Source organism: Variovorax sp. RO1, assembly GCF_002849325.1.
Classification (GTDB): Bacteria; Pseudomonadota; Gammaproteobacteria; order Burkholderiales; family Burkholderiaceae_C; genus Variovorax.
In genome coordinates, this window is record NZ_PKMT01000007.1 from 167,092 (window position 1) to 191,353 (window position 24,262).

The 24,262-nt window shown below is 69.5% G+C and carries 19 protein-coding genes; 4 read left to right on the top strand and 15 right to left on the bottom strand.

Annotation, left to right across the window (positions count from 1 at the left end; all coding sequences use genetic code 11):
• The first annotated feature begins 1 nt into the window (after position 1).
• Genes CY658_RS27685 through CY658_RS27695 form a run of 3 tightly spaced genes read left to right on the top strand, consistent with a single transcriptional unit; the run spans position 2 to position 4,386 of the window.
• The gene (locus CY658_RS27685; protein WP_101493241.1) at positions 2 to 1,621 is read left to right on the top strand and encodes a dipeptide ABC transporter ATP-binding protein; all 1,620 of its coding nucleotides are present in this window, start codon (positions 2 to 4) and stop codon (positions 1,619 to 1,621) included.
• A 37-nt stretch (positions 1,622 to 1,658) separates the two neighbouring features.
• Positions 1,659 to 3,161: a M81 family metallopeptidase gene (locus CY658_RS27690; RefSeq protein ID WP_101493242.1), complete on the top strand. Its 1,503-nt coding sequence runs from the start codon at positions 1,659 to 1,661 to the stop codon at positions 3,159 to 3,161.
• A gap of 40 nt (positions 3,162 to 3,201) precedes the next feature.
• Positions 3,202 to 4,386, top strand: coding sequence for a M20 aminoacylase family protein (locus CY658_RS27695; RefSeq protein ID WP_101493243.1), 1,185 nt, complete (start codon positions 3,202 to 3,204; stop codon positions 4,384 to 4,386).
• A gap of 3 nt (positions 4,387 to 4,389) precedes the next feature.
• Here the strand turns inward: CY658_RS27695 and CY658_RS27700 are convergent, their stop codons facing one another.
• From CY658_RS27700 to CY658_RS27730, 7 genes are all read right to left on the bottom strand, one after another.
• Positions 4,390 to 5,712 (bottom strand): CynX/NimT family MFS transporter, encoded by a 1,323-nt coding sequence (locus tag CY658_RS27700; RefSeq protein WP_257885007.1) that lies wholly within the window; start codon positions 5,710 to 5,712, stop codon positions 4,390 to 4,392.
• Positions 5,709 to 6,389 carry a FadR/GntR family transcriptional regulator gene (locus CY658_RS27705; RefSeq protein ID WP_101493245.1) on the bottom strand — a complete coding sequence of 227 codons (681 nt, stop codon included), beginning with the start codon at positions 6,387 to 6,389 and terminating at the stop codon, positions 5,709 to 5,711. The genes CY658_RS27700 and CY658_RS27705 overlap by 4 nt, the downstream gene beginning before the upstream one ends.
• 112 nt (positions 6,390 to 6,501) lie before the next feature.
• Positions 6,502 to 7,962, bottom strand: coding sequence for a TPM domain-containing protein (locus CY658_RS32840; protein WP_180839066.1), 1,461 nt, complete (start codon positions 7,960 to 7,962; stop codon positions 6,502 to 6,504).
• On the bottom strand, positions 7,959 to 10,220 hold the full coding sequence (gene pbpC, locus CY658_RS27715) for a penicillin-binding protein 1C (RefSeq protein WP_101493246.1): 2,262 nt from the start codon (positions 10,218 to 10,220) through the stop codon (positions 7,959 to 7,961). The genes CY658_RS32840 and pbpC overlap by 4 nt, the downstream gene beginning before the upstream one ends.
• An 85-nt stretch (positions 10,221 to 10,305) precedes the next feature.
• The gene (locus CY658_RS27720) at positions 10,306 to 12,708 is read right to left on the bottom strand and encodes an ATP-binding cassette domain-containing protein (RefSeq protein ID WP_101493247.1); all 2,403 of its coding nucleotides are present in this window, start codon (positions 12,706 to 12,708) and stop codon (positions 10,306 to 10,308) included.
• A gap of 90 nt (positions 12,709 to 12,798) precedes the next feature.
• Positions 12,799 to 13,209, bottom strand: a complete 411-nt coding sequence (locus tag CY658_RS27725) for a VOC family protein (RefSeq protein ID WP_101493248.1) — start codon at positions 13,207 to 13,209, stop codon at positions 12,799 to 12,801.
• Between the two features lie 31 nt (positions 13,210 to 13,240).
• On the bottom strand, positions 13,241 to 13,687 hold the full coding sequence (locus tag CY658_RS27730) for a helix-turn-helix transcriptional regulator (RefSeq protein WP_101493249.1): 447 nt from the start codon (positions 13,685 to 13,687) through the stop codon (positions 13,241 to 13,243).
• A gap of 182 nt (positions 13,688 to 13,869) precedes the next feature.
• Here CY658_RS27730 and CY658_RS27735 point away from each other — a divergent pair, with 182 nt between their 5' ends.
• On the top strand, positions 13,870 to 14,076 hold the full coding sequence (locus CY658_RS27735) for a hypothetical protein (protein WP_056572175.1): 207 nt from the start codon (positions 13,870 to 13,872) through the stop codon (positions 14,074 to 14,076).
• Positions 14,077 to 14,159: 83 nt separating this feature from the next.
• Here CY658_RS27735 and CY658_RS27740 read toward each other — a convergent pair whose 3' ends face one another.
• The 8 genes from CY658_RS27740 to CY658_RS27775 form a co-directional block, all read right to left on the bottom strand.
• On the bottom strand, positions 14,160 to 14,786 hold the full coding sequence (locus CY658_RS27740) for a LysE family translocator (protein ID WP_101493250.1): 627 nt from the start codon (positions 14,784 to 14,786) through the stop codon (positions 14,160 to 14,162).
• Positions 14,787 to 14,852: 66 nt separating this feature from the next.
• Positions 14,853 to 15,143: a DUF2277 domain-containing protein gene (locus tag CY658_RS27745; protein WP_101493251.1), complete on the bottom strand. Its 291-nt coding sequence runs from the start codon at positions 15,141 to 15,143 to the stop codon at positions 14,853 to 14,855.
• Between the two features lie 113 nt (positions 15,144 to 15,256).
• Positions 15,257 to 15,622: a nuclear transport factor 2 family protein gene (locus tag CY658_RS27750; RefSeq protein WP_101493252.1), complete on the bottom strand. Its 366-nt coding sequence runs from the start codon at positions 15,620 to 15,622 to the stop codon at positions 15,257 to 15,259.
• A 75-nt stretch (positions 15,623 to 15,697) separates the two neighbouring features.
• Entirely contained in the window at positions 15,698 to 16,045 is a 348-nt protein-coding gene (locus CY658_RS27755) for an NIPSNAP family protein (RefSeq protein WP_101493253.1), read from the bottom strand.
• A gap of 19 nt (positions 16,046 to 16,064) precedes the next feature.
• A complete protein-coding gene (locus CY658_RS27760) occupies positions 16,065 to 16,901 on the bottom strand; it encodes a hypothetical protein (RefSeq protein WP_101493254.1) in 837 nt (278 codons plus the stop codon).
• Positions 16,898 to 17,410 carry a phosphatase domain-containing putative toxin gene (locus CY658_RS27765; RefSeq protein WP_101493255.1) on the bottom strand — a complete coding sequence of 171 codons (513 nt, stop codon included), beginning with the start codon at positions 17,408 to 17,410 and terminating at the stop codon, positions 16,898 to 16,900. Before CY658_RS27765 ends, CY658_RS27760 begins: the two co-directional genes overlap by 4 nt.
• A 24-nt stretch (positions 17,411 to 17,434) precedes the next feature.
• A complete protein-coding gene (locus CY658_RS27770) occupies positions 17,435 to 18,079 on the bottom strand; it encodes a hypothetical protein (protein WP_101493256.1) in 645 nt (214 codons plus the stop codon).
• A gap of 88 nt (positions 18,080 to 18,167) precedes the next feature.
• Positions 18,168 to 24,158, bottom strand: coding sequence for an alpha-2-macroglobulin family protein (locus CY658_RS27775; RefSeq protein WP_101493338.1), 5,991 nt, complete (start codon positions 24,156 to 24,158; stop codon positions 18,168 to 18,170).
• Between the last annotated feature and the right edge of the window lie 104 nt (positions 24,159 to 24,262).

A 24,262-nucleotide genomic window follows, 5' to 3' on the forward strand; every position in this document is an offset into this window, starting at 1 on the left:
CATGACGCAACAAGCCCCCGTGCTTTCCGTTCGCGACCTCGCCATCGCATTGCCGCGCGGCGGCGACCGGCCGCATGCGGTCGACAAGGTGTCCTTCGACGTGCCGCCCGGCAAGATCGTCTGCCTGCTCGGCGAATCGGGCTCGGGCAAGTCGGTCATCGCCAATGCGGTGATGGGCCTGCTGCCCGCCGGGCTCGTGCCGGTGCGCGGCACCATCGAATTGCAGGGCGAGAACCTGCTCGCCGCACCGACGTCGCGCCTGCGCCAGTTGCGCGGCCCGTCGATGGCGATGGTGTTCCAGGAGCCGATGACCGCGCTCAACCCCGTGATGACCTGCGGCGCGCAGATCGACGAAATGCTGGCGCAGCACGTGCACATGGGCGCGGCCGAACGGCGGCAGAAGATCCTCGCGATCATGGCGCGCGTGCGGCTGCCGGAGCCCGAGCGCATCTACGCCTCGTACCCGCACCAGCTCTCGGGCGGGCAACGCCAGCGCATCGTGATCGCGATGGCGCTCATCCTCAAGCCCGCGCTGCTGATCTGCGACGAGCCGACCACCGCGCTCGACGTGACGACGCAGGCCGAGATCCTCAAGCTCATCCTTGAACTGCAGACCGAGAACGGAACGGCCGTGCTGTTCATCACGCACGACTTCGGCGTGGTGGCCGAGATTGCCGACGAGGTGGTGGTGCTGCAGCTCGGCGCGATGATCGAGAAGGGCGACAAGATGGCGGTGCTCACGGCGCCGCGCGAGCCCTACACGAAGATGCTGCTGGATGCGGTGCCCGAGCTTTCCGCGCACAAGCGCCCGCCGGTCGTGGACGCGTATCCGCTGCTCAACGCGGTGAACATCTGCAAGACCTACGTCACGGGCAGCTGGCCCGGCAAGCGCCGCACGGTGAAGGCGGCGCGCGACGTGTCGCTCGCGGTGCGGCCCGGCGAAACCGTGGGCATCGTGGGCGAATCGGGCTCGGGCAAGTCGACCGTGGCGCGCTGCATCGCGCGGCTGATCGACCCGACCTCGGGCGACATCTTTGCCGATGGCCGGTCGGTTGCGCATGTCAGGGGGCGCGCGCTGTCGCCGTTCCGGCGCACGGTGCAGGTGATCTTCCAGGACCCGTACCGCTCGCTCAACCCGCGCCAGACCGTGGGCGACTCCATCGTCGAAGGGCCGGTGAACTTCGGCACGCCGCACGGCCAGGCCTGGGCGCGCGCCGAAGAGCTGATGCGGCTGGTGCGCCTGTCGCCCGACGCGCTGCGCCGCTACCCGAGCGAGTTCTCGGGCGGCCAGCGCCAGCGCATCTCGATTGCACGCGCGCTGGCCTGCGACCCCAAGGTGTTGATCGCCGACGAGGCCGTGTCGGCGCTCGACGTGTCGGTGCAGGCGCAGATCCTGCGGCTGCTCGACGAGATCCAGCAGCGGCTGAAGATCGGCATTCTGTTCATCACCCACGACCTGCGCGTGGCCAGTCAGATCTGCGACAGCGTGATCGTCATGAGCCAAGGTGAAATCGTGGAACGCGGTGACGTGAAGGACGTGTTCTTCGCGCCGCAACATGACTACACGCGCAAACTGCTGGCTGCCGCGCCGGGCCGCGACTTTGCCTTTGCACGCAGCTGAAATTCCTTCGTCCCACGTCAATGAAAAAAAGGATGCCATGAAAGTCTTCATCGCCGGTTTCCAGCACGAGACCAACACCTTCGCACCGAGCAAGGCCGACTGGGCCGCGTTCAATGCGGGCTCCAGCTTCCCGCCGTACCGGCGCGGCGCAGCGATCGTCGAGGCCTACGCGGGCCGCAACATCCCGGTCGGCGGCTTCATCGACGCGGCGCGCGAGAAGGGCTGGTCGCTGGTGCCTTCGGCCTGGGCCGGCGCCACGCCTTCGGCGCATGTGACCGAGGACGCCTTCGAGCGCATCTCGGGTGCCATCACCGAAGACCTGGCGGCCGCGCTGGCCGATGGCGGCATCGACGCGGTCTACCTCGACCTGCACGGCGCGGCCGTGACCGAACACCTCGAAGACCCAGAGGGCGAGCTGATCGCGCGCATCCGCACGCTCGTGGGCCCCGACGTGCCGATCGTCGCGAGCCTGGACCTGCACGGCAACATCACCGCCCAGATGCTGGCCGAGGCCGATGCGCTGGCCACCTACCGCACCTATCCGCACATCGACATGGCCGACACGGGCCGCCTGGCCGCGACGCTGCTGGAGCGCCGCATGGCGCGCGGTTCGCGCGAGCCGCTGCATGCGCGGCGCTTCAGCTTCCTGCTGCCGTTGAATGTGCAGTCGACCATGATCGAACCCGCCGCGTCGGTGTACGGGCTGCTGAAGGAGCTCGACGCGCAGCACGATGCGGTGTTGAGCTTCGCCACGGGTTTTCCGGCCGCCGACATTGCCGAATGCGGCCCGGTGGTCTGGGGCTACGGTGACGATGCCGGCGCGGCCGTGGCCACGCTGTACGAGCGCATCGACCAGCCGCGTTCGCAGTGGCGGCTCGACGTGCTCGAGCCGCGCGTGGCCGTGGCGCGCGCGCTCGAACTGGCCGAGGGCGCGAGCCAGCCGGTCGTCGTTGCCGACACGCAGGACAACCCTGGCGCGGGCGCCGACAGCAACACGACCGGCATGCTGCATGCGCTGCTGGCCGAGGGCGCCGGCAAGCGCTTTCCAGGCAAGGTCGCGCTCGGGCTGATGTTCGATCCGGCCGCCGCGGCCGCGGCGCATGAAGCCGGTGTGGGCGCGCAGATCCGCATCGCGCTCGGCACCTCGGTGCCCACATGGGGCGGCCAGTTCAGCGACGCGCCGGTCGAAGGCGTGTTCACCGTGACGGCGCTCAGCGACGGCCAGGTGAAGGGCAAGGGGCCGATGTCGCGAGGCGGCACGGTGTCGCTGGGCCTGAGCGCCTGCCTGGAGATCGAGGGCGTGCGCATCGCCGTGGCCAGCGGCAAGAGCCAGATGCTCGACCGCGAATTCTTCCGCTACCTGGGCATCGAGCCCGAGGCGATGAAGGTGCTGGTCAACAAGAGCTCGGTGCATTTCCGGGCCGACTTCGCGCCCATCGCCAGCACCATCCTCGTGGCCAAGGCGCCGGGACCGATGGCCGCCGACCCGGCCGACCTGCCATGGACGCGGTTGCCCGCCACGATGGCGCTGCGGCCTTGAGCACCCCTTCTTTTTTCTTCCATCTCACACAGAGCACACGATGCCTCAGAACGCACAGCATTACCTCGAGTACATGAGAAAGCACGCCGCCGAATTCGTGACGGTACGCCAGCAGATCCACCAGAACCCTGAGCTCGGCTTCGAGGAATTCGGCACCAGCGACCTGGTCGCCGAGCGCCTTGCGGCCTGGGGCTACGAGGTCGAGCGCGGGCTGGGCGTGACCGGCCTCGTCGGCCGCCTAAAGCGCGGCAGCGGCACGCGCACCATCGGCATCCGTGCCGACATGGACGCGCTGCCCATCGAGGAGAAGACCGGCCTGGCCTACCGCAGCGGACGGCCCGGCATCATGCACGCCTGCGGCCACGACGGCCACACGGCCATGCTGCTGGGCGCGGCCAAGTACCTGGCGCAGCACGGCGAGTTTTCGGGCACGCTGAACCTGATCTTCCAGCCGGCCGAAGAGGGCATGGGCGGCGCCGTGAAGATGATGGACGACGGCCTGTTCGAGAAGTACCCGTGCGACGCGGTGTACGCCATGCACAACTCCCCGGGCCGCAGGCAGGGCGACCTGGTGTTCCGCGAGGGCGCGGCCATGGCCTCGTCGGACTACGCCACCGTCACGCTCACCGGCGTGGGCGGCCACGGTGCCATGCCGCACCGCACGGCCGACCCCATCGTGGCGGCGTCGAGCATCGTCATGGCGCTGCAGACCATCGTCTCGCGCAACGCCGATCCGCAGGAGATGTCGATCGTCACCGTCGGCGCCATCCATGCCGGCAAGGCCAACAACGTGATCCCGGAGACCTGCACGCTGGAGATCAGCGTGCGCTCGCTGGACCGCGAGGTGCGCGTGCTGCTGGAGAAGCGGCTCAAGGCCATCGTGAACGCGCAGGCTGAGAGCTTCGGCGTGCGGGCGCACATCGACTACCGCAAGGGCTATGCGGTGCTGGTCAACACGCCGGAAGAAACCGAGTTCGCGCGCCGCATCGGCCGCGAGCTGGTGGGCGAGGCCCACGTCGAGCCGCAGGGCCCGGCCGTCACGGGCAGCGAAGACTTCGCCTTCATGCTGGAGAAGAAGCCCGGCTGCTACCTGTTCATCGGCAACGGCGCCACGGGCGAGCACGGCGGCTGCATGGTGCACAACCCCGGCTACGACTTCAACGACAGCAACCTGCCGATCGGCGCCGCCTACTGGGCGCTGCTGGCCGAGAGCTACCTGCAGTGAGGCTCAGTGGCGCGGCACCGTCACCGCGCCCACGTGCAGCGTGCGTCCCGCGCCCAGCCCCGCGATGACCAGCGCCACGCCCAGGCCGACGAACAGCCAGGCCGAGGCGTGGAAGCTGCCGGTCCAGCCGTGCAGCAGCCCGGCCAGCAGCGGGCCGAAGGCCGCCACCATGTAGCCCACGCCCTGGGCCATGCCCGACAGGTGCGCGGCCACGTGCGAATCGGGTGAGCGCAGCACGATCATGGTGAGCGCCAGCGCGAAGGTGCCGCCCTGCGAAATGCCGAGCACCACGGCCCAGGTCCACATGCCGCCGGGGGCGTCGAGCGGCGCGAACAGCATGGCCAGCATGGCCGCCACCGTCATCGCCGACAGCACCACCGCCAGCGCGCGCTGGTTGCGCAGCTTCACGGCCAGTGCCGGCACCACGAGGCAGGTCACGACCTGCGTCATGACCGACAGCGACACCACGTAGCCGGCCATTTCGCCGCTGAGCCCGCGCTCGCGCAGGATCGGCGCGAGCCAGCCCATCACGATGTACGCCAGGGCCGATTGCAACCCCATGAAGAAGGTCACCTGCCAGGCCAGCCGGTCCCGCCACAGGCCGCGCACGGTGAAACCTGATTCGCTCGCCACCGGCTTGAGCGGCAGCGCCTGCGGTGCCCAGATGAAGGTGACCAGCGCGGCCGGCACGGCCCACATGGCGAGCGCCAGCGTCCAGCCGCCGCCCAGCGCGTGCTCCAGCGGCACGGTGAGGCCCGCGGCGCTGGCGGCGCCGCCGCACACGGCCATGGTGTACAGGCCCATCATCAGCGCGGCCTGCTTGGCGAAGTCGCGCTTCACCAGGCCCGACAGCAGCACGTTCGACACCGCGATGCCGCTGCCCGCGATGGCCGAGGCCAGGAACAGCAGCGGGATGTTCCCGGTGCCGCGCAGCAGCGTGCCCACGCCGATCAGCACCATGCAGCCCAGCAGCGTGCGCTCGGTGCCGAAGCGGCGGCCGAGCCAGGGCGCCATCGGCGCGAACACGCCCAGGCAGACGATGGGCAGCGTGGTCAACAGGCTCGCGGCGGTGGCCGACAGGCCGGTGGCACGGATGATTTCCGGCAGCACCACCGACAGGCTGGCGAACACCGGCCGCAGGTTGAAGGCGATGAGCACCACCGTGAGGCCCAGCAGCAGCCGGCGGGCCCGGCTGGGCGTCGGTGTGGGGCGCGGCGCGGGCAGGCTGTCGACCTCGGCGTCGATCAGCAGTTCTTCAGCGCCCGATGGCGTGGCCTGGGTGCGCGCCGTGGTGGCGGCACCCGTGGGCAGGGTCATTGAGTTCATGCCGTGCCCAGTGCCAGGACGTGCATCGTGGGTGCCATCAGCTCGCGCACGGCGGCGGCGGCGCGCTCGGGGTCGCGGCTGGCAATGCCTTCGACGATGGCGCGGTGCGCCGCCTCGTCGGGCTCGGGCAGGTTGGTGCTCAGCGTGCTGGCAATGGTTTCCTTGATGTAGCCGGTGATGAAGCGGCAGGTTTCGACCAGCGCCAGGTTGCCCGACACATCGACGATGGCCAGGTGAAAGGCCAGGTCGCGCTCGATGAAGGCCGCGCCGTTGTCGGCCGTGTCGGGCTGGCCGCGCTTGTCGAGCAGGGCGTGGAGCCGGCGCAGGTCTTTCGCGGTGTGGCGCACGGCGGCGAGCCGGGCGGCTTCGACCTCGAGCGCGCGGCGCACCTCGAACTGGTCGCGCAGGCTCGCCAGGCGCAGCTTCTGCAGGCTGGCCGAGGGGTCGAAGCCCGAGCGCACGTAGGTGCCCGAACCCTGGCGCACCTCGAGCAGGCCGCGCGACACCAGCGTCTTCACTGCCTCGCGCACCGTGCCGCGGCTCACGCCCAGCAGTTGGGCCAGCTGGGGCTCGATGGGAATGCGCGAGCCGATGGGCCAGCGGCCTGCGGCGATCTCGGTGCGGATGCTGTTCGCGGCGGCGTCGGCCAGGGAGGTGCGGGGAGGTTGGACGAGCATGGATCAGGCCGGCTTATTCATTGAATGATTGGATGAATTTAACCATCCTTGAAAAGTCGCAGTCGGCGGCAGGGGCATGGAAGCGGCGCGGCGGGGTGGCCGGCCGCCCGCATCACCAACTGCCCGAGGCGCCGCCGCCGCTGCTCGACCCGCCGCTGTCCGAGGAGGACGAAGACGACGAGGAAGACGATGACGAACTGCTGCTGCTGTCGTCATCGTCGCCGCTGCCCGATTCCCAGACACCGGGCGGCAGGAAGCCGAGCAGCATCGAGAAGAACGCCGCCAGCGCGATGGGAATCCACGAGGTGTCCGGCACCGGGCCGGGCGAGGTGATGTGGAACACGTAGCCGCAGATGCCCGCCACGATGACCAGCCGGACGAAGAAGCTGACGACGCTGCGCTGGAAGGTGTTGACCATGCAGCGCAGGATGATCACGGCGAACAGCGTCACGCCGCCGATGCACAGCGCCCACAGAAAGCCCCACCAGAAGCGCTCGGCGCCGACCGTGAATGCGATGGCGACCAGCGACGCGATCACGCCCACGAAGCCGCCCATGAAGATGGCTGCCGTGCGCGACATGCCGCAGAGAAAGCCCAGGCCGTAGCCGAAGATCGCGGGCATCGCCAGCACCAGCGCGATGGGCGGGTTCAGCAGCGCCGCGCCGGCCGCCAGCGGACCGGCCCCGAGCAGGCCGAGCACCAGGCGCAGGTCGCGCGGGGCAGGGCGCGCACGTGCCGGTTCGGGCTTCATTGCCGCCAGGGCGTCGGCCCAGGGTTCGGGGCCGGCGCTGGCGTTGCGCCCGCCCTTGCGTTTTTTCTCTTGGGCACGTCGCGAGGCCGAGGTGCCGCGCGGCGGGTCGCGCTCCACGCCACGGCCGTGGTAGATGCCCAGGCCCAGGCCCCACAGCAGCACGCCCAGCAGGCCCCAGCCTTCGGGCGTGACCCGCCCACCGCTCGTCAGGCTGGTGACTCTCTCGTCGTCGGGTGCGGGTGCGGGGGCGGGTGCGGCGGCGGCGTGGTCCACGGCGATCTGCTGCGACTCGGGTGCGACGAAGCTCACCTCGCCATCGAGCAGCCGCGCGAGCGCGCCCACGGCCGCCTGCACGCCGCCGCCGAAGTCGCCCTCGCGAAAACGCGGCGCCATCTCGCGGTCGATGATGCGGGCCGCCTGGATGTCGGTCACCGTGCCTTCAAGCCCGGTGCCGACCTCGATGCGCATGCGCCGGTCTTTCTGCGCCACGAGCAGCAGGATGCCGTCGTCGGCCTCGCTGCGGCCCAGCCGCCATTTTTCGAAGACGCGCGTGGCGTAGGCCTCGATGGTGTCTTCGCCCGTGGTCGGCACGATGAGCACCGCCAGTTGGGCTTCGGTGCGGGATTGGATGTCGGCGATCTGTTGGCGCAGCGCGTCGGCCTCGCGGGGCGACAGCGCCTGGGCGAGGTCGACCACGCGCGAACTCATCGGGGGCACCGGCACGGGCTTGGCCTGCACGGCGCGTGGGCCGGCGAGGCACAGCACGACCAGCAAGGCCAGGCACAGCGACAGCCAGCGGGGCATCCATGTCAGTCCGTTCATCGGCGCGCTCCCTTTGCTGCCACCACACCCGCACCGCGCACTTCGACGCGGCGCTGATCAACCACCTTGCCGCTGGCGTCCACCAGTTCGATCAGGTGCCGGCCCGGCCACGGCAGCCACTGCGCGCTGTTGCCGCGCGCATGGAACTTGCCGTCGATGCGCCACTGCACGCCGCGCCCTTCGGATTCGAAGCGCACGCGCTGGCGCTGCGGCGGAATGTCGGGGTCGATCGCGAGGATCGTGCCGTCGGCCGGCGCCGTGATGCGCGCCGAGGCCGCGTCGCTCGCCATGCCGGTGTCGAGCGCGAACAGCGGCTGCTCGGTGCCTTGCAAAAACCATTCACTGCGCGCCGCTTCGAGCGCGTTGCCGTCGGCGCCGGGGCCGAAGCTCACGGGCGCCTCGACCAGTCCGGCGGGCGGCGCGGGCGCGCGGCTGGGTTCGCGGGCGTGCAGGAAGCGCATCACCTCGGCCCACACGGGCGCGGCACCGCTGGTGCCGCTCACGTCCCACATCGAGGCGCCGCTCGCGTTGCCGACCCACACGCCGACCGTGTAGCGCTGCGACCAGCCCACGGCCCAGTTGTCGCGCATGTCCTTGCTGGTGCCGGTCTTCACGGCGGTCCAGAAGCGGGTCGAGAGGATGCTGTCCAGGCCGAAGGTGCGCGTGCGCGCGTTCGGGTCCGAAAGGATGTCGCCGACGATGAAGGCGGCGCGCGGGTCGAGCAGCGGCGCGGCTTCTGCAGGCTTCACTTTGGTGGCCGGGGCAGGGCGTGGCGTGAGCGTGGTCGCGCCGAAGCGTCCGCCGTTGGCCACCATGCGGTAGGCATTGGCCAGCGACAGCAGCGACACCTCGGCGCTGCCGAGCGCCAGGCTGTAGCCGTAGTAGTCGCCGCTCTCGCGCAGCGGCAGGCCGACGGCGCGCAGCTCGCGCGCGAAGGCTTCGGGCGACACCATCACCAGCGTGCGCACGGCCGGCACGTTGAGCGAGGCGGCCAGCGCGGTGCGCGCCGACACCGGGCCCTTGAAGCGGCGGTCGTAGTTCTGCGGAATGTAGAGTCCGCTCGCGGTGCTGATCTGCGCCGACGAGTCCTCGATGAGCGAGGCGGCCGTGATGCGCTTCTCGGCGATGGCCTGTGCGTACAGCAGCGGCTTGAGCGTGGAGCCGGGCTGGCGCAGCGCGGTCACGCCGTCCACTTCGGCGGCCTGGCTCAGCGGGCCCGAGGAGCCGACCCAGGCCAGCACTTCGCCGCTCGCGTTGTCGAGCACCACGAGCGCGCCGTCTTCGACGTGGCGGTCGCGCAGCTCGCGCAGATGGCGCTGCAGGCTGTCGAGCGCGTAGCGCTGCAACGGCGCGCGCAGCGTGGTGCGGACGCTGGCGGGGGCGGCGGGCTTGCTGTCGCTCGCAGTGCCCGCCGTGCCCGTGGCATCACGCAATTCGCGCAGCACCCTCCGCGCGGCATGCGGTGCGATGCCTTCGTTGGGTTCGAACGCGCGCCGCTGCACCACCGCGCTGGTGAACATGTCGAGCGCCTCGCAGTCCGTCTTCGCGCCGGGCTCCATCACGCGCAGCACCTCGCAGGCGCGCTGCGCCACCAGCGCGGGGCGGGCGTTGGGCGCACGCACCAGCGCGGCGGCCACGGCGGCCTCGCGCGCGTCGAGCCCGCTCGGGGCCTTGCTGAAGAGCGTGCGCGAGAGCGCGTCGATGCCGACGATCTCGCCGCGGAAGGGCACCGTGTTCAGGTAGGCCTCGAGGATCTGGTCCTTGCGCCAGCGGCGCTCCAGCTGTGTGGCCGCCACGGTCTGGCCGATCTTCTGCGTGAAGCTGCGCCCGCCCGCCGCGCGGCGCAGGTCGTCGTCGAGCAGGCCTGCGAGCTGCATGGTGATGGTCGAGGCGCCGCGCGTGCGCGTGTTCCACAGGTTGCCCCAGGCCGCGGCCGAGGCGGCGCGCCAGTCGACGCCGCTGTGTTCGTAGAAGCGCTTGTCTTCGCTCAGCAGCATGGCCGCGCGCAGCGCCGGCGACACGTCGGCCAGCGCGGTCCACTGGCCGCGCCGCACCGTGGGGTCGGTGCGCACGCGCTGCAGCAGCTCGCCCTGGCGGTCGAGCACGGCGGTTTCGGAGGAGCGGAAGTCGCGCTTCACTTCCTCAAAGCTGGCCAGCGCCCAGGCTGAGGGTGCACTGGCCGCTGCGAGCAGGACCACGGCCAGGGTCAGCGCGTGGCGGGTGGCGGAAGAAAACGGAGACGAAGGCGCAAGAGGCATCGCAGCAGACGGGGCCGCAGGGCGGCAGGCAAAGCGGAGACGGCCCATTCTCCGCGATGCCTTCCGGGGCCCGCCCATGGCCGCGTCAGGTGCGGACGTACGCCGCGAGGTGCTGACCGGTGAGCGTGGCGCGCTTGGCGACCAGGTCGGCCGGCGTGCCTTCGAAGACCACGCGCCCGCCGTCGTGGCCGGCGCCGGGGCCCAGGTCGATGATCCAGTCGGCATGCGCCATCACCGCCTGGTGGTGCTCGATGACGATGACCGACTTGCCCGCATCGACCAGCCGGTCGAGCAGGGCCAGCAGCTGCGCCACGTCGGCCAGGTGCAGGCCGGTGGTCGGCTCGTCGAGCACGTACACGCCGCCTTTCTCGGCCATGTGCGTGGCCAGCTTGAGCCGCTGGCGCTCGCCGCCCGACAGCGTGGTGAGCGGCTGGCCCAGGCTCAGGTAGCCCAGGCCCACATCGGCCAGCCGTTCCAGGATGGCGTGCGCGGCCGGCGTGCGCGCCGGGCCTTCGCCGAAGAAGGCCGCGGCCTCGGTCACGGGCATCGCGAGCACCTCGCTGATGTCGCGTCCGCCGAAGTGGTGTTCGAGCACCGAGGCGTGGAAGCGCTTGCCCTCGCACTCTTCGCAGATGGTGGCCACGCCGGCCATCATCGCCAGGTCGGTGTAGATCACGCCCGCGCCGTTGCAGGTGGGACAGGCGCCTTCGGAGTTGGCGCTGAACAGGGCCGGCTTCACGCCGTTGGCCTTGGCGAAGGCGTTGCGGATCGGGTCGAGCAGCCCGGTGTAGGTGGCCGGGTTGCTGCGCCGCGAGCCGCGGATCGCGCCCTGGTCGACCGCCACCACGCCCGCGCCGGCCGGGATCGATCCGTGCACCAGCGAGCTCTTGCCCGAGCCCGCCACGCCGGTCACGACCACGAGCACGCCCAGCGGAATGTCGACATCGACATTGCGCAGGTTGTGCGCCTTGGCGCCGCGGATCGGCAGCGTGCCGTTGGATTGGCGCACCTTCTTCTTGAGCGCGGCCCGGTCGTCCAGGTGCCGGCCCGTGAGCGTGCCGCTGGTGCGCAGCGCTTCCACGCTGCCTTCGAAGCAGACCGTGCCGCCCGCCGCGCCCGCGCCGGGGCCGAGGTCGACGACGTGGTCGGCGATGGCGATGGCCTCGGGCTTGTGCTCCACCACCAGCACCGTGTTGCCCTTGTCGCGCAGCCGCAGCAGCAGCTCGTTCATGCGCTGGATGTCGTGCGGGTGCAGGCCGATGGTGGGTTCGTCGAACACGTAGGTCACGTCGGTGAGCGAGGAGCCGAGGTGGCGGATCATCTTCACGCGCTGCGCCTCGCCGCCCGAGAGCGTGCCCGAGGGGCGGTCGAGGCTGAGGTACCCGAGGCCGATTTCGACGAACGAGTCGAGCGTGTGCGCCAGCTTGGCGAGCAGCGGCGCCACGGATGGTTCATTCAGGCCGCGCACCCACACGGCGAGGTCGCTGATCTGCATCGCGCAGGCCTCGGCGATGTTGAGCTTCTTGATGCGCGACGAGCGCGCCCCTTCGCTGAGCCGCGTGCCTTCGCACTCGGGGCAGGTGGTGAAGGTCACGGCCCGTTCCACGAAAGCGCGGATGTGCGGCTGCATCGCCTCGACGTCCTTGGCCAGGAACGACTTCTGCACCTGCGGAATGAGGCCCTGGTAGGTGAGGTTGATTCCGTCGATCTTGATTTTGGTCGGCTCCATGTGGAGCAGGGCCTCGAGCTCTTTCTTGGTGAACTTGCGGATTGGCTTGTCGGGGTCGAAGAAGCCGCAGCCGTTGAAGATGCGCCCGTACCAGCCCTCCATGCTGAAGCCCGGGATGGTGAGCGCGCCTTCGTTGAGCGACTTGCTGTCGTCGTAGAAGGCCGTCAGGTCGAAGTCGGTGACCGCGCCCCGGCCTTCGCAGCGCGGGCACATGCCGCCGGTGCGGCTGAAGGTCTGCTTCACCGTCTTGGCCGCGCCGCGCTCCACGGTGATGGCGCCGGTGGCCTTCACCGAGGGCACGTTGAAGGCGAAGGCGCTGGGCGAGCCGATGTGCGGCTTGCCCAGGCGGCTGAAGAGAATGCGCAGCATCGCGTTGGCATCGGTGGCGGTGCCGACGGTGGAGCGCGGGTCGCCGCCCATGCGCTCCTGGTCCACGATGATCGCGGTGGTCAGGCCGTCGAGCACGTCGACCTCGGGCCGCGCCAGCGTCGGCATGAAGCCCTGCACGAAGGCGCTGTAGGTTTCGTTGATGAGCCGCTGCGATTCGGCCGCGATGGTGCCGAACACCAGCGAGCTCTTGCCCGAGCCCGAGACGCCCGTGAACACCGTGAGCCGCCGCTTGGGCAGCTCGATGCTGATGTCCTTCAGGTTGTTCACGCGCGCGCCCTGCACGCGGATGAGGTCGTGGTGGTCGGCGGCGTGCCTGTGCTGGGCGTCTTTCGGGGGCTTCGCGTCCTTCTTCGGGGCCTTGCTGCTCATCGGGTCTTTCTTCTCTGGAAGGAACACGGGGCCGCCACGGCGGCGGCGCCCGTGCAGGAGGTCAGGGGGCTGCGGCGCCGGAGGGCCGGCTCAGCGCGTCTGCTGGATGCGGATCAGGTTGCCGGCCGGGTCGCGCACTGCGCAGTCGCGCACGCCATAAGGCTGATCGGTGGGCTTCTGCACGATCTCGGTGTTGCGGCCCTGCAGCCGCTCGAAGGTGCCGGCCAGGTCGGGCGTGGCGAGCAGCAGCGAGGCGAAGGTGCCCTTGGCCATCATCTCGGCGATGGTGCGGCGCTCGTCGTCGGTGAGACCGGGCGTGGCGGCCGGCGGGTACAGCACGATGGAGGTGGCGGGCTGGCCGGCCGGGCCGACTGTGATCCAGTGCATGCCGCCATAGGCGACGTCGTTGCGAACCTCGAAGCCGAGGGTGTCGCGGTAGAAGGCCAGCGAGGCCTCGGGGTCGGTGTGCGGAAGAAAGCTCGAATGGATGCTGAGGTTCATGGTGACGAGGGTCCGTAGTGGTGTCGGGCCGTCATGCTAGGTGCGACTCGGGGTTTCGCGCTTCTCGATTCCTGATCGGCCGCGTCACTTGTTTGGCGATGCACGCCGGCATGCCCGCCGTGGCCTGCGCCGCCTCGCGCCGGTAGACGCCGGGCGACACGCCGACCAGCTCGGTGAAGCGCGTGGTGAAGGTGCCCAGCGACGCGCAGCCGACCTCGAAGCAGACCTCGGTCACGCTGAGGTCGCCGCGACGCAGCAGCGCCATCGCGCGCTCGATGCGTCGCGTCATCAGGTAGGCGTAGGGCGATTCGCCGTAGGCGAGGCGGAACTGGCGGCTCAGGTGCCCGGCCGACATGTTCGCGTCGCGCGCGAGCGCTTCCACGTCGAGCGGCTGCGCGTGTTCGCGGTCGATGCGGTCACGCACGCGGCGCAGCCGTGCGAGGTCGGGCAAGGAGGGTTGGGGCTGCGTGGCGCTCATCGGCGGGATCGTGCCACGTCGCTACGGCGTGCTCAAGCGCAGGCAAAGGTTCCACATCCGGTAACGAACTTCACACAAGCCACCGCATCTGGAAACCCGATGCGCACGCAGGTGGTCTTCAATACGGTACGGGTTCGCAGCAGGCGCGCCCGACCGTACAGCTCACCCAAGGAGAACTTCGCATGACAAAAACACTCGCGCTTCTGCTGGCCGCCTCGGCCATCCTGGCTGGTTGCGTGGTCGCACCCTACGACCGGGGCCCGCCCCCGCGTGGCCATGGCTACGACCGCGACCGAGACGGCGTGCCCAACCGCTACGACCGCGATCGCGACAACGACGGCGTGCCCAACCGCTACGACCGCCGTCCGAACAACCCGTATCGCAACTGATACCGGGGCTGAAGCCCTCCAAAAAAGAAAGACCGCGAGGCGCACAGCCCCGCGGTCTTTTTTCTTGCGCGCTGCAGGCGTGCTCAGGCAGCGCGGCGCGCCATCAGCGCCCACAGGCCGGCCGCGCTCAGCAGCGAGCCACCCGCCAGGTGGAAGCGCCGCTGCGCGCGCGGCGAGGCCAGCAACCGGCCCGCCGAACTGGCGAACACCGCATAGAGCGTGGCATTGAGCGTCGCCAGTGCCACGAAGGTCAGGGCCAGCACCCACATCTGCTGCGACACGTCGGCGCCCGGGCGGATGAACTGCGGCAGGAAGGCCACGAAGAACACGATGCCCTTGGGGTTCAGCGCCGTCACCAGGTAGGTGTTGGCGAACAGGCGCCAGCGCGAGGCGGGCGCGGCCGGCGCGGCGGTCTCGGTGGACGAGATGCCGGCGCGCAGCAGCTTGATGCCCAGGTACAGCAGGTACAGGCCGCCGACCCACTTCACCACCGTGAACCAGAACGCCGAGGTGGCCAGCAGCGCGCCCAGGCCCAGCAGCGACACCACCAGCGCGGTCGAATCGCCCAGCGCCACGGCGGCCACCAGCGGCACGTTGGCGCGGCGGCCGTGCGACATCGAATAGCTGATCACCGTGAGGATGGTCGGCCCCGGAATGATGAGGAGCAGCGCAGAGGCGGCGACGAAGGCGAGCCAGAGTTCGATGGGCATGGGGATGGATGCTCCTGATGGTGTGGGAGGGGCGGTGCGCCGTTCAGCGCGGGAACGAAGTCTTTTTCATGCGTCCGAGCTCGATGCGGATGTGCCGAAGCGCAGCGCAGACCGCGCCTTGGCGCGCTCGGCCTCGATGGCACGGTCACGCGGTTCGGCTGTGGTGACCAGCGATTCGATCAGCCGCCCGGCCGTGGCGGCCACCTCGTCGACGGCGCGCTCGAAGGCCTGCTCGTTGGCGCGCGAGGGCACGCTGAAGCCGCTGAGCTTGCGCACGAACTGCAAGGCGGCGGCGCGGATTTCCTGCTCGGTGGCAGGGGGCTCGAAGTTGTAGAGGGTCTTGATGCTGCGGCACATGGCGGATGCTCCGGTCAGACGCGGCGCAGGGGCCGCGCGGCCAGTCTAGCGAACCGGGTCTTCTTGCGCAGCACCCGCCGAAGAAGGCCTGCCACAGGCCCAGGGCACCCCGATCAGCTGCCTTCGTAGAAGAACTCTTCGCGCACGATCTTGCCGTCCTTGACGGTGTACAGCGCCATCTCTTCCATCGTGAAACGCTGGCCCGTGGGCTTCATCGTCACGTCGAAGCGAAAGCCGACGATGAAGCGGTCGCCGTGCGGCCAGGGGCCGGCCACCTGGAACGAATGCACCTCGTGGTTGGCGACCCACCACTCGCCCTTGGCGCGGATCGCCGACAGGCCCACCGCTTCGCGCGACATGCCGGGCGGCGCGCTGGCCTCGACGCTGACGGCCTCTGGCGCGTAGAGCACCTGGGCTTCGTCCATTTTCCCTGCGTTGCACAGCGCCACGAGCTTCGCGGCGATTTCCTGGGTGTTCATGCGTTTCTCCAGTGAGGTCGGGGGATGACGGGAGGCGCAGTGTAGGCCCGCGCACCGCGCGGCGTCGACAGCCGTTCAGCGTGCCGGGTCGTTGAGCGCGCGCAGGCTGTCGACACCCTCTGGCGAGAGCCACAGCAGCGTGTTCAGGTAGGTCTCGATGCGGTCGACCAGCGCGCTGCGCGGACCCTCGCGCCATTCGGTGGAACCGTAGAACGCGGCCTGCTCGGCCTCCAGCGCCTCGCGGCTCGCATAGGCGCGCACGATGCAGTAGCTCTCTTCCTCGTGGTCCGACTTGCCGTAGCTCACCACGTCCATGCCCTTGCTGCGCAGCATGGGCACCGCGCGTTCATGCACCGCACGGTGGAAGTCGTCGAGGGTGCCGGGCTTGAGGCGGTAGGTGCGGATTTCGAGCAGACGCTTCATGAGGAATAGCCAGTGGCGTTCATGCGGGAATGCGCGGCGCTTCGACGTCGTGCAGCCGCGCACTGAAGTCGTACCTGTATTCATAGTCGCCCGCGTAGGCCAGCGCGATCTTCCCGGTCCACGTGATGTGGAAGCGGTCGGTGCCCGCGATGCGGTCGAAGCGGATGCGATGGTGGGCCGCGGCGTCGTGCCCGAGCAGGTAGATGTGAAAGACGTTGTCTTCCCTGTCATCGGGCGGTGGCAGGTCAATGCTGACCTCGAGCCCGTCGAGCCGCGCCAGGCTGAAGTCGGGCAGGGCGCAGACCGCAAAGCCGCCGCCGTCGCCCCAGGCGGTCGACGACAGCGTGCAGCGGTGGTAGTTGTTCCAGACCCCGGGCGCGTCCCAGTCGGAGGGGTGGTCGATGTCCTCGTCTTCGGGCTCGTCGATCTCGCGCTCGGCGTCGTAGTCTTCGCTGCGCAGGTGCAGGTCGAACCACACCTCGTTGTTCCGCACGGACGCGGTCCAGCGGAATTCCTTGACGGGATGGCCTTCGGGCCAGGGGTTGCCGGCGAAGTGAATGCGGTCTTGGGGGCGTGTCATGGGAGGCGTTTTCGTTGCGCCGTCGTGTGTGCGGGCGTACGCGCTGTCGTCCGCGATCGCGATGCAGCGGTCCAGCAGGCCGGCCTCGCGCACCTCTTCGGTGGTGTCCACCTGGAACACGTTCTTGCGGCAATCGCTGCAGTACCGGACGCCGGGCGTGGAGGTTTCTTCGAGTGCGTCCCAGGGCTTGGGGCACGAGAGCGATCCGTCGTGCGCGCTTCTCGACGGCGCTTGTGGATCGACCGGCGCGCGACCGATGCGGATCGACTTCTTCATGGCGAAGGTGGGCGGCGGGTGCCGAAGACGTACTGCGCGACCCATTCCGCCTGCTCCGATGTATCGGGCATCTCGATGCCCCGGGAGCGGCTCAGCAGGTGGAAGATGTTCTGGCCCGGAACGCCGAGCCCGTGGAGCAGGCTGCCCGCGATGAGGCCCGTGCGGCCGATGCCTGCGTGGCAGTGAATCGCGATGGCCTTGCCGCTCGCCAGGTCGACGCCCAGTTCGGCAATCAGGGCCGCCGCGTCCCGTTGCGATGCCGGGATGCCGTGGTCCGGAATCGGGAAATGCCGAAACACGATCCCATGTTCGGCGCAGAGCGCAGGCTCTTCCTGGAGTTCAAGTGCCCTGATTTCCTGCGCCTCGAGCAAGGAGACCACGATGTTCAGCGAGGCACGCTGCCAGGACGCCACGTCCTCGCGCAGCAGGTCACCGCCACGCGGGCGTGCCATCAGGCCCAGCCGATGTGGCGGTATGCCGCGAACCCAGTGGATGGTGGTCTCGAACATGGCCTCTGCTTCCGGTGATGCCTCTCAGGTGAACACAATCGCCGTCTTGTGCGCGATGCTCAAGCGAGCCGATTCATACAGCAGCAGCCACGACTCGATCTCCCGGTAGAGGCCTTCGTCCTCTCCCATGCTGTCGCCAAGCCGCGCAGCTTCCTCGTCCGACAGTTCACCGTCCGAGAGCGTGATGCCGAGGGCAGGAGCGACCAGCACCAGTTCTTCGAGCAGGCGGTACGACGAGCCGAGCATGCCGCCAGGCAGGTCGGTCTCGTCTTCCTCGGCAAAGATCACTTCTTGGAAGTCGACCGGCAGGTAGAAGCCTTCCGCGTCGGAGTGGCACAGCAGGTGGCTTTCGAACATGCCGGCCACGTCTTCGAGCGTTTCGTCTTCCGTGGGATCGGTGTCTTCCGGCAGCGGTGTGGCGATCCAGCCGGGCGTCGTGACGCGGTGCGCGTAGGCGCGGCGCAGGTAGTGGATGAACGAGTAGGGCAGGCCGTCGAGCGGCGCGCGGGATTCGAGCGGCGGCAAGCTGCGAGGCTCGACGTGCGGCGGCAGGCCGGCTTCGGCGAGCTTGCGGTTCGCGGCGGCGAAATCGGCCTCGAAGTGTTCGACGCTCTCGGGATCGTTCTCGATCAGGTCGGCGAGGATGCCGACGCAAATGGCCAGGCCCATGGGTTTCTCCAGTTGGTGGGTGCGTCGCGATGGTGACGAGGACCGGTGAAGGCGGGATGACGGCCCGCCTTCACCGGTCGTTGTCCGGTTACTTCGCCGCCTCCACCTTCACCCGCGCATTCGGCGTCTCGCCGAACATCTCGGGCGCGTACATCGCTTCCACGCGGCTCGGCGGCAGCGCGAAGTCGCCGACGTTGTTCAGGCGCACGGTGTATTCCATCTTCACGACGCCCTTGGGCAGGTACTCGTAGTAGCTGCGGAAGGCCTCGAAGCTGCGTTCCTCGAACGCCGGCCAGCCCGAACCGCTCTTCTTCTCGCCCTGCGTGGCGATCTGCGAGTCGCGGCCCAGGCCGCTGCCCAGGATGGTGGCGCCACCCGGGATCGGGTCGCTGATGACGACCCAGGTCATGTCGGTGCTGGCGTTGACCTCGATGCTCACGCGCAGCACGTCGCCGCGCGTGTACTTGCCGGCCACGGCCTGCTCGACCGGCGTGATGGTCTTCTTGAGCGCATAGCCCGCCGCGAACGGCGCCTTCAGCTGCACGGCGGCCAGCGACTGCAGCGTGAGCCACGGCTTGCCGGTGCCTTGCTGCGTGACCAGCAGCGTGTCGCGCACCGGGGCGCCCGAGGGCGAGGCGGCCCACGGCAGGAACATCGTGTTGTTGCGCAGGTTGCCCGGCGACGCAGGCGCACCGAACATGGTGGTCTGGTTCGGGGCGCCGGACGCGTCGCTGGCCTTCACGCGCTCGACCTTGCTCCAATCGACCTGCGCCTTCACCGCGCCCAGCGTGGCGGCCGTGACGCCGGCCACCGGGGTGCTCTCGAACACCTTGCTGAACTTCTCCAGCGCGAGCCCGCCCCACAGGTTGGCGGTGGTGGTGTGCCAGGCGCCGTTCTGCTGGCGGCCGATGAAGCCGTTGGCGAGCTTGCCGATGTCGTCCTTCCAGCTCGGGTCGTCCATCACGCTGAGCAACAGGCGCGCGGTGTTGACGTCGCCGTTGGTCATGAGCCACCACCAGTAGTCGTCCTGCTCGGTGCTGAAGATGAGCTTGGTGCCCTGGTACGAGAGGCGCGCCTTCAGCACGTTGTTGGCTTCGTCCAGGCGCTGCTGGCGCTGCGGCACGTCGTTCACGCGCTTGAGGATGTTGAGCCAGTCGATCACCGCGCTGGTGGGCCACTGGTTCGGCGCGATGGTGATGCTGCCGAGCATGCTGCCCTTGGCCTTGCCGTAGCGCGAGAGCGCTTCGAGCGCGGCGAGCTTGCGCACGTCGAGGTCCTTGCGCGGGCTCCAGAACTCGCGCGTGACGCGGCCTTCGACGAACGCGATCAGGCCCGATTCCATCGGCGCGCGCGCGTCGTCGGCGAGCGCGAAGGCCGGGTTGAGCTGCGCCGCTTCGTGCGTGGCCGCGAGCAGGTACGACGTGAGGATGTCGCTGCCGCGGTTGGCTTCGCCGTCGCGCGGCGGGAAGTAGCTGGCGAGGCCGTCGCTGTCCAGGTAGGTGGGCAACGCGGCGAGCACGCCCTGCCACATCTTCGCGTCGCGCAGGCCGACCGCCTTGCTGGTCTTCTGTTCGAGGCAGCTGAAGGGGTAGTTGGCGAACCAGTCGCGCACGCCCGGCAGGCCTTCGGCGAGCTTGGGCTGCAGCGACATCTTCAGGCCGCCGCGGCCGGGCAGGGCGTCGGCGGGCGGTGCCACGTCGAGCGTGAACGGCCCGTCGATCTGCACCAGCGTGGCCTGCTGCACGGTGAGCGGCACGGCGGGCACGATGCGCTGGCGCACCTTGAGCGCGTCGCGCGCGCCACCGACCGTGTCTTTCGCCTCGATCTCCCACAGGATGGCTTCGGCGCGCGTCTGCGCGAGCTGCGCGGGGGCGGTCACGTTCCAGGCCACTTCACGCGATTCGCCGGCCGGAATGTCGACGGTCTGCGTTTCGAGCGTGAGCAGCGTGGCGCGCGGCGTGGCTTCCACCTTCATGGGTTTCTGCGTGGTGTTGCGCAAGGTGATCTGCGCGCGGAACTGGTCGTCCTCGCGCACCAGCGGCGGCAGGCCGCTGATGATCTGCAGGTCTTGCGTGGCCTGGATGCTGGCCTGGCCGGTGCCGAACAGGCTGGTGCCCGCATCGGCCACGGCCACGATCTTGAAGGTGGTGAGCGCGTCGTTCAGCGGCACCGTCACCACGGCCTGGCCGTTGGCGTCGAGCACGATCTTCGGGTTCCACACGAGCAGGGTGTCGAGCAGCTCGCGCGTCTGGCCCTTGCCGCCGCCGCCGCCCGCGGGCACGGCCTTGCGACCGTAGTGGCGCCGGCCGACGATTTCCATCTGGGCGGTCGAGGTGCTCACGCCCCAGCTGCGCCGCTGCAGCATCGCGTTGAGCAGGTTCCAGCTGTCGTTGGGCATGAGCTCCAGCAGCGCCTGGTCGACCGCGGCCAGCGCCACTTCGGCGCCGGCGGCCGGCTTGCCGTCGGGCAGCTTGGCGGTGATGGTGACCTGCGCCTTGCTGCGGATCGGGTAGCTGGGCTTGTCGCTGGTGACGGTCACGTCGAGCTGGTGCGCGCGCGTGCCGACGCGGATCTCGGCCATGCCCAGGCGGTAGGCAGGCTTGCTCAGGTCGACCATGGCCGTGGGCGCGACGTATTCCTTGCCTTCGTACCAGAAGGCCGTCCACCACTCGCGCGGTGCCTTGAAGCCCCAGGTGAAGAAGCTGTACCACGGCACTTCGCGCAGGCGCCCGCGCAGCGCGAGCACGCTGATGTAGGCGTTCGGGCCCCACTCGGGCTTGACCTGCAGCGAGACGGTCGGGTCCTTGCCGTCGAGCTGCACCACATGCGTCTCGATGATGCCTTCGCGTTCCACGGCCACGAGCGCGGTCGCAAAGCGGAACGGGCTGCGCACCTGGAACTTGGCGACCTCACCGGGCTGGTAGCTCTTCTTCTCGGGCAGCACGTCGATGCGGTCGTTGTCCTCGCCGCCGAACCAGAGTTCGCCCTGCTTGGTCACGTAGACCGAGCTCACGGCGCTGGCGCTGCGGCCGTCGCTGTCGGTGGCGCTGGCAATCAGCTCGACTTCGCCCGCTTCCTTCAGCTCCGATTCGCACAGCAGCAGGCCGCGCGAGTCGCTCTTGCCGGAGCAGACGGTGCCGATGTCCTTGGTCTCGGTCTTGTTGTCGTAGGTGTAGAAGCCGCCCACCATGCGCTTGCGGCTGGTGGTGGTGATGCGCGCCACGGCGCGCACGTTGAGCGTCACGCCGGCCTGGGGCTTGCCCGTGAGGTCGAGCGCGAGCGCCTGGAACTTGAGCTTCTGGCTGGTCGAGACCCAGCCTTCGGTCTTGATGCCGGCGATGACCGACGCGGGCCACAGCGTCTGCGTGCTGCGGATCGTCTGCACCTCGCCGTTCGGGTCGGCATACGTGGCTTCGAGCAGCAGCTCGCGCGCGGCCTTCACCTTGGGCACCTTGTCGATCGTGACCTTGCCGGCGCCGTCCTTGTTGAGCGTGAGCGGCAGCTTGTCGGCGATCACGCGGGTGTCGTTCACGCTGTTGAGGTCTTCCTCGCCGGCGCTCGTGTCGGCGGCGGTGGCGGCTTCGCTGCCGTCGCCCGAGGCGCGCGGCGGGCTGAAGCTGAAGGCGTCGTAGTCGGAAAAGCTCAGGCCCTTGCCGCGCACCATGGCCGACACGCGCACCGGCAGGTTGGCGGCGCCGCCGCCGGCCACGTAGTTGATCTGCACGTCGGTGGGCACGCTCGTGGCGGCCACCAGCGGTTTCTTCTCGGTGGGCGCGATGCGGCCTTCGAGCACCGGCAGGCGGAACTCTTCGACGCGGAACATGCCGGTCGAGTAGGTGCGGTTGTTGCCTTCGTCGCTGGTGCCGTCGCCGGAGCGCAGCTCGACCTGGTACACGCCGAGCTTGGCGGCCGGCGGAATGGCAAAACTGTTCTCGGCGCTCAGGCCGCCGGTGGCGGTCTTGCGCCAGGCCAGCGGCTGCGTGAAGCGCTGGCCGCTGCCCATGTGGGTGACGACGAGCGTGTCGGGCCGGTCTGCCGGCAGGCCGAAGCCCTTGCTGGTCTGCGTGCGCAGCAGGCTCTTCATCGACACCGTCTCGCCGGCGCGCAGCAGCGTGCGGTCGAAGATGGTGTGGGCGATGCCGTCGGGGCGCACGTCCAGGCTGGTGGGCACGTTGAAGCGCCAGGGCTCGATGCCGCGCTGCCAGTCGCTCCAGGTGAAGGCGAGGTCTTCCACGCCCTTGTCGTCCTTGGCGCGCGCGCTCACGAACCAGGCGCTGGTTTCGTATTCGTTCGGGCCGTTGCAGCTGGGCGCATCGGGCGACACGCCGTTGAGCATCACGATGCCGCTGGCGTCGGTGGTGCCGGTGGCCACGGCCTTGCCGTCGCAGCTGGACACGCGCACCTCGGCGCCCGCCACCACCTTGCCCTTGTCGAGCGTGGTGACCCAGGCCATCGAGTTCTCGCGGCCCAGCTTGAAGTGCACGGCCAGGTTGGTGGCCAGCGCGGTGGTGCGCACGTACATCGTGCGGCCGGCGTTGTAGCGCTCGTCGAGCAGGGCTTCGCCGAGTTTCTGCGAGGCAATTTCAAGCACGTGGAAGCCCGGCGTCAGCGGGATGCCGATGACTTCAAACGGGCGCGGATCGCCGCTCTCGGCCTTGGGCATGTCGAGCGCCTTCACGCCCGGCTGGCCGCCGAGCAGCGACAGCATGCGGGTCTGCACGTGCGAGCGTTCGTTCTTGTCGATCACCGGGGGCAGGGCGCCCTTCACGTCACGGCGCGCGGTGTCGCGGCTGATCGTGTAGTTGTCGTAGCGGCGCACCTTGCGGTACCACGCGATGATCTCGGCGTCGGTCTTGGGGTTGAGGTCGCTCACCTTGCCGGGCGTGAGGGCCTGCACCATGAGCTGCGGCTCCACGCGGCGCACCGTGACCGGCATCATGGCCGGGGTGTCGGGCTCGGCGAGGCGTTCGATCACGCCGAAGGGCGAGGCCGCGAACTTGGCCAGCGGCGGCATCGCGCCGGTCGCCACCTTCAGCGGAAAGCTGCCGGGCGTGCCCAGCGGACGGCCCGAGGCGTCCTGGAAGCCGGAAGGCAGCGCGATGCTGAACTGCGCGCTCTCGGCCAGCGGCGGGCCGAAGCTCGCGCTGTTGACCACATCGTCGTCGTTCTGCGAGCCGCCGCCGCTCTCGAGCGTGGCCTTGATCGTCTTGCCGTCGCCCTTGAGCTCGATCTGCGACGCCACCTTGCGCGTCACCGGCGCGTTGAACTGCAGCTGCATCGGGCGCAGTGGCAGGCAGGCGGCCTGCGCGTTCTCGCGCTCGCAGCTGAACGACACGGCGAAGGGCTCGCGCACCTGGTAATCGAAACGGCGTTCCGTGGCGTTGGCGACGCCCGACGGCGTGGCCACGCCCTTGCCGTAGACGACCTGCACCTTGGCGCCCGGCGTGAGCGTGCGGTTGCACTGCATCGTGATGAAGCGCAGCGGGTCTTTCGCGGCTTCCTTCTCACGGTGGAAGGCCTTGAGCAGCTCGGTGCGCGCCTCGCCCTCGAGCAGCTTGGCCGGAATGCGTTCGCCGACGCCGTCGGCCGCGCACCAGACGTTCTGGCGCACGCTCTCGATCGTGGCCGCGCCGTTGAGTTCGAGCACGAACATCTGCTGTTCGTCGATGCGGGCGTAGGTGCCCGGCATGTAGTTGCGCACGAACGGGCCGCCGCTATTGAATTGATAGCGTTCCGGGCCGGTGAGCTCGCCACCGCCGGCCGGCTTGAAGGTGGGAATGCGGGTGACCGAGCAGCGCACGCCGGGCGGCAGGTCGTTCTCGAAGTCGTAGACCCAGGCCTTGGCGTCGGTCCAGCGGCCGGTGCCCTTGCCGGCCTGCGCGTCCGAGCAGCTCACGGTGAGCGGGGCGGGCGCCTTGGGGTCGCCGAAGTTGACCGCCGCCTGATCGAATTTGGCGACGACCTGGCGCACGCGCGCCACTTCGCCCTGCGGGGTCAGGCTGGTGATCTGAAGTGCAAAGCCCGGGCCCGCCGCGAGCGTGCCGGCGGCCAGTAGCAATGTCGGAATGAAACGGTTCACGGAGTTCTCCACCTTGAGGCAGCGCGCAGCGTAGCCGATTTGCATGGCGCTTCGGGAGTGCCAAGCGTCATAGGCCGTGCGTGCTTTGAGCGCGCGTTCTGTTG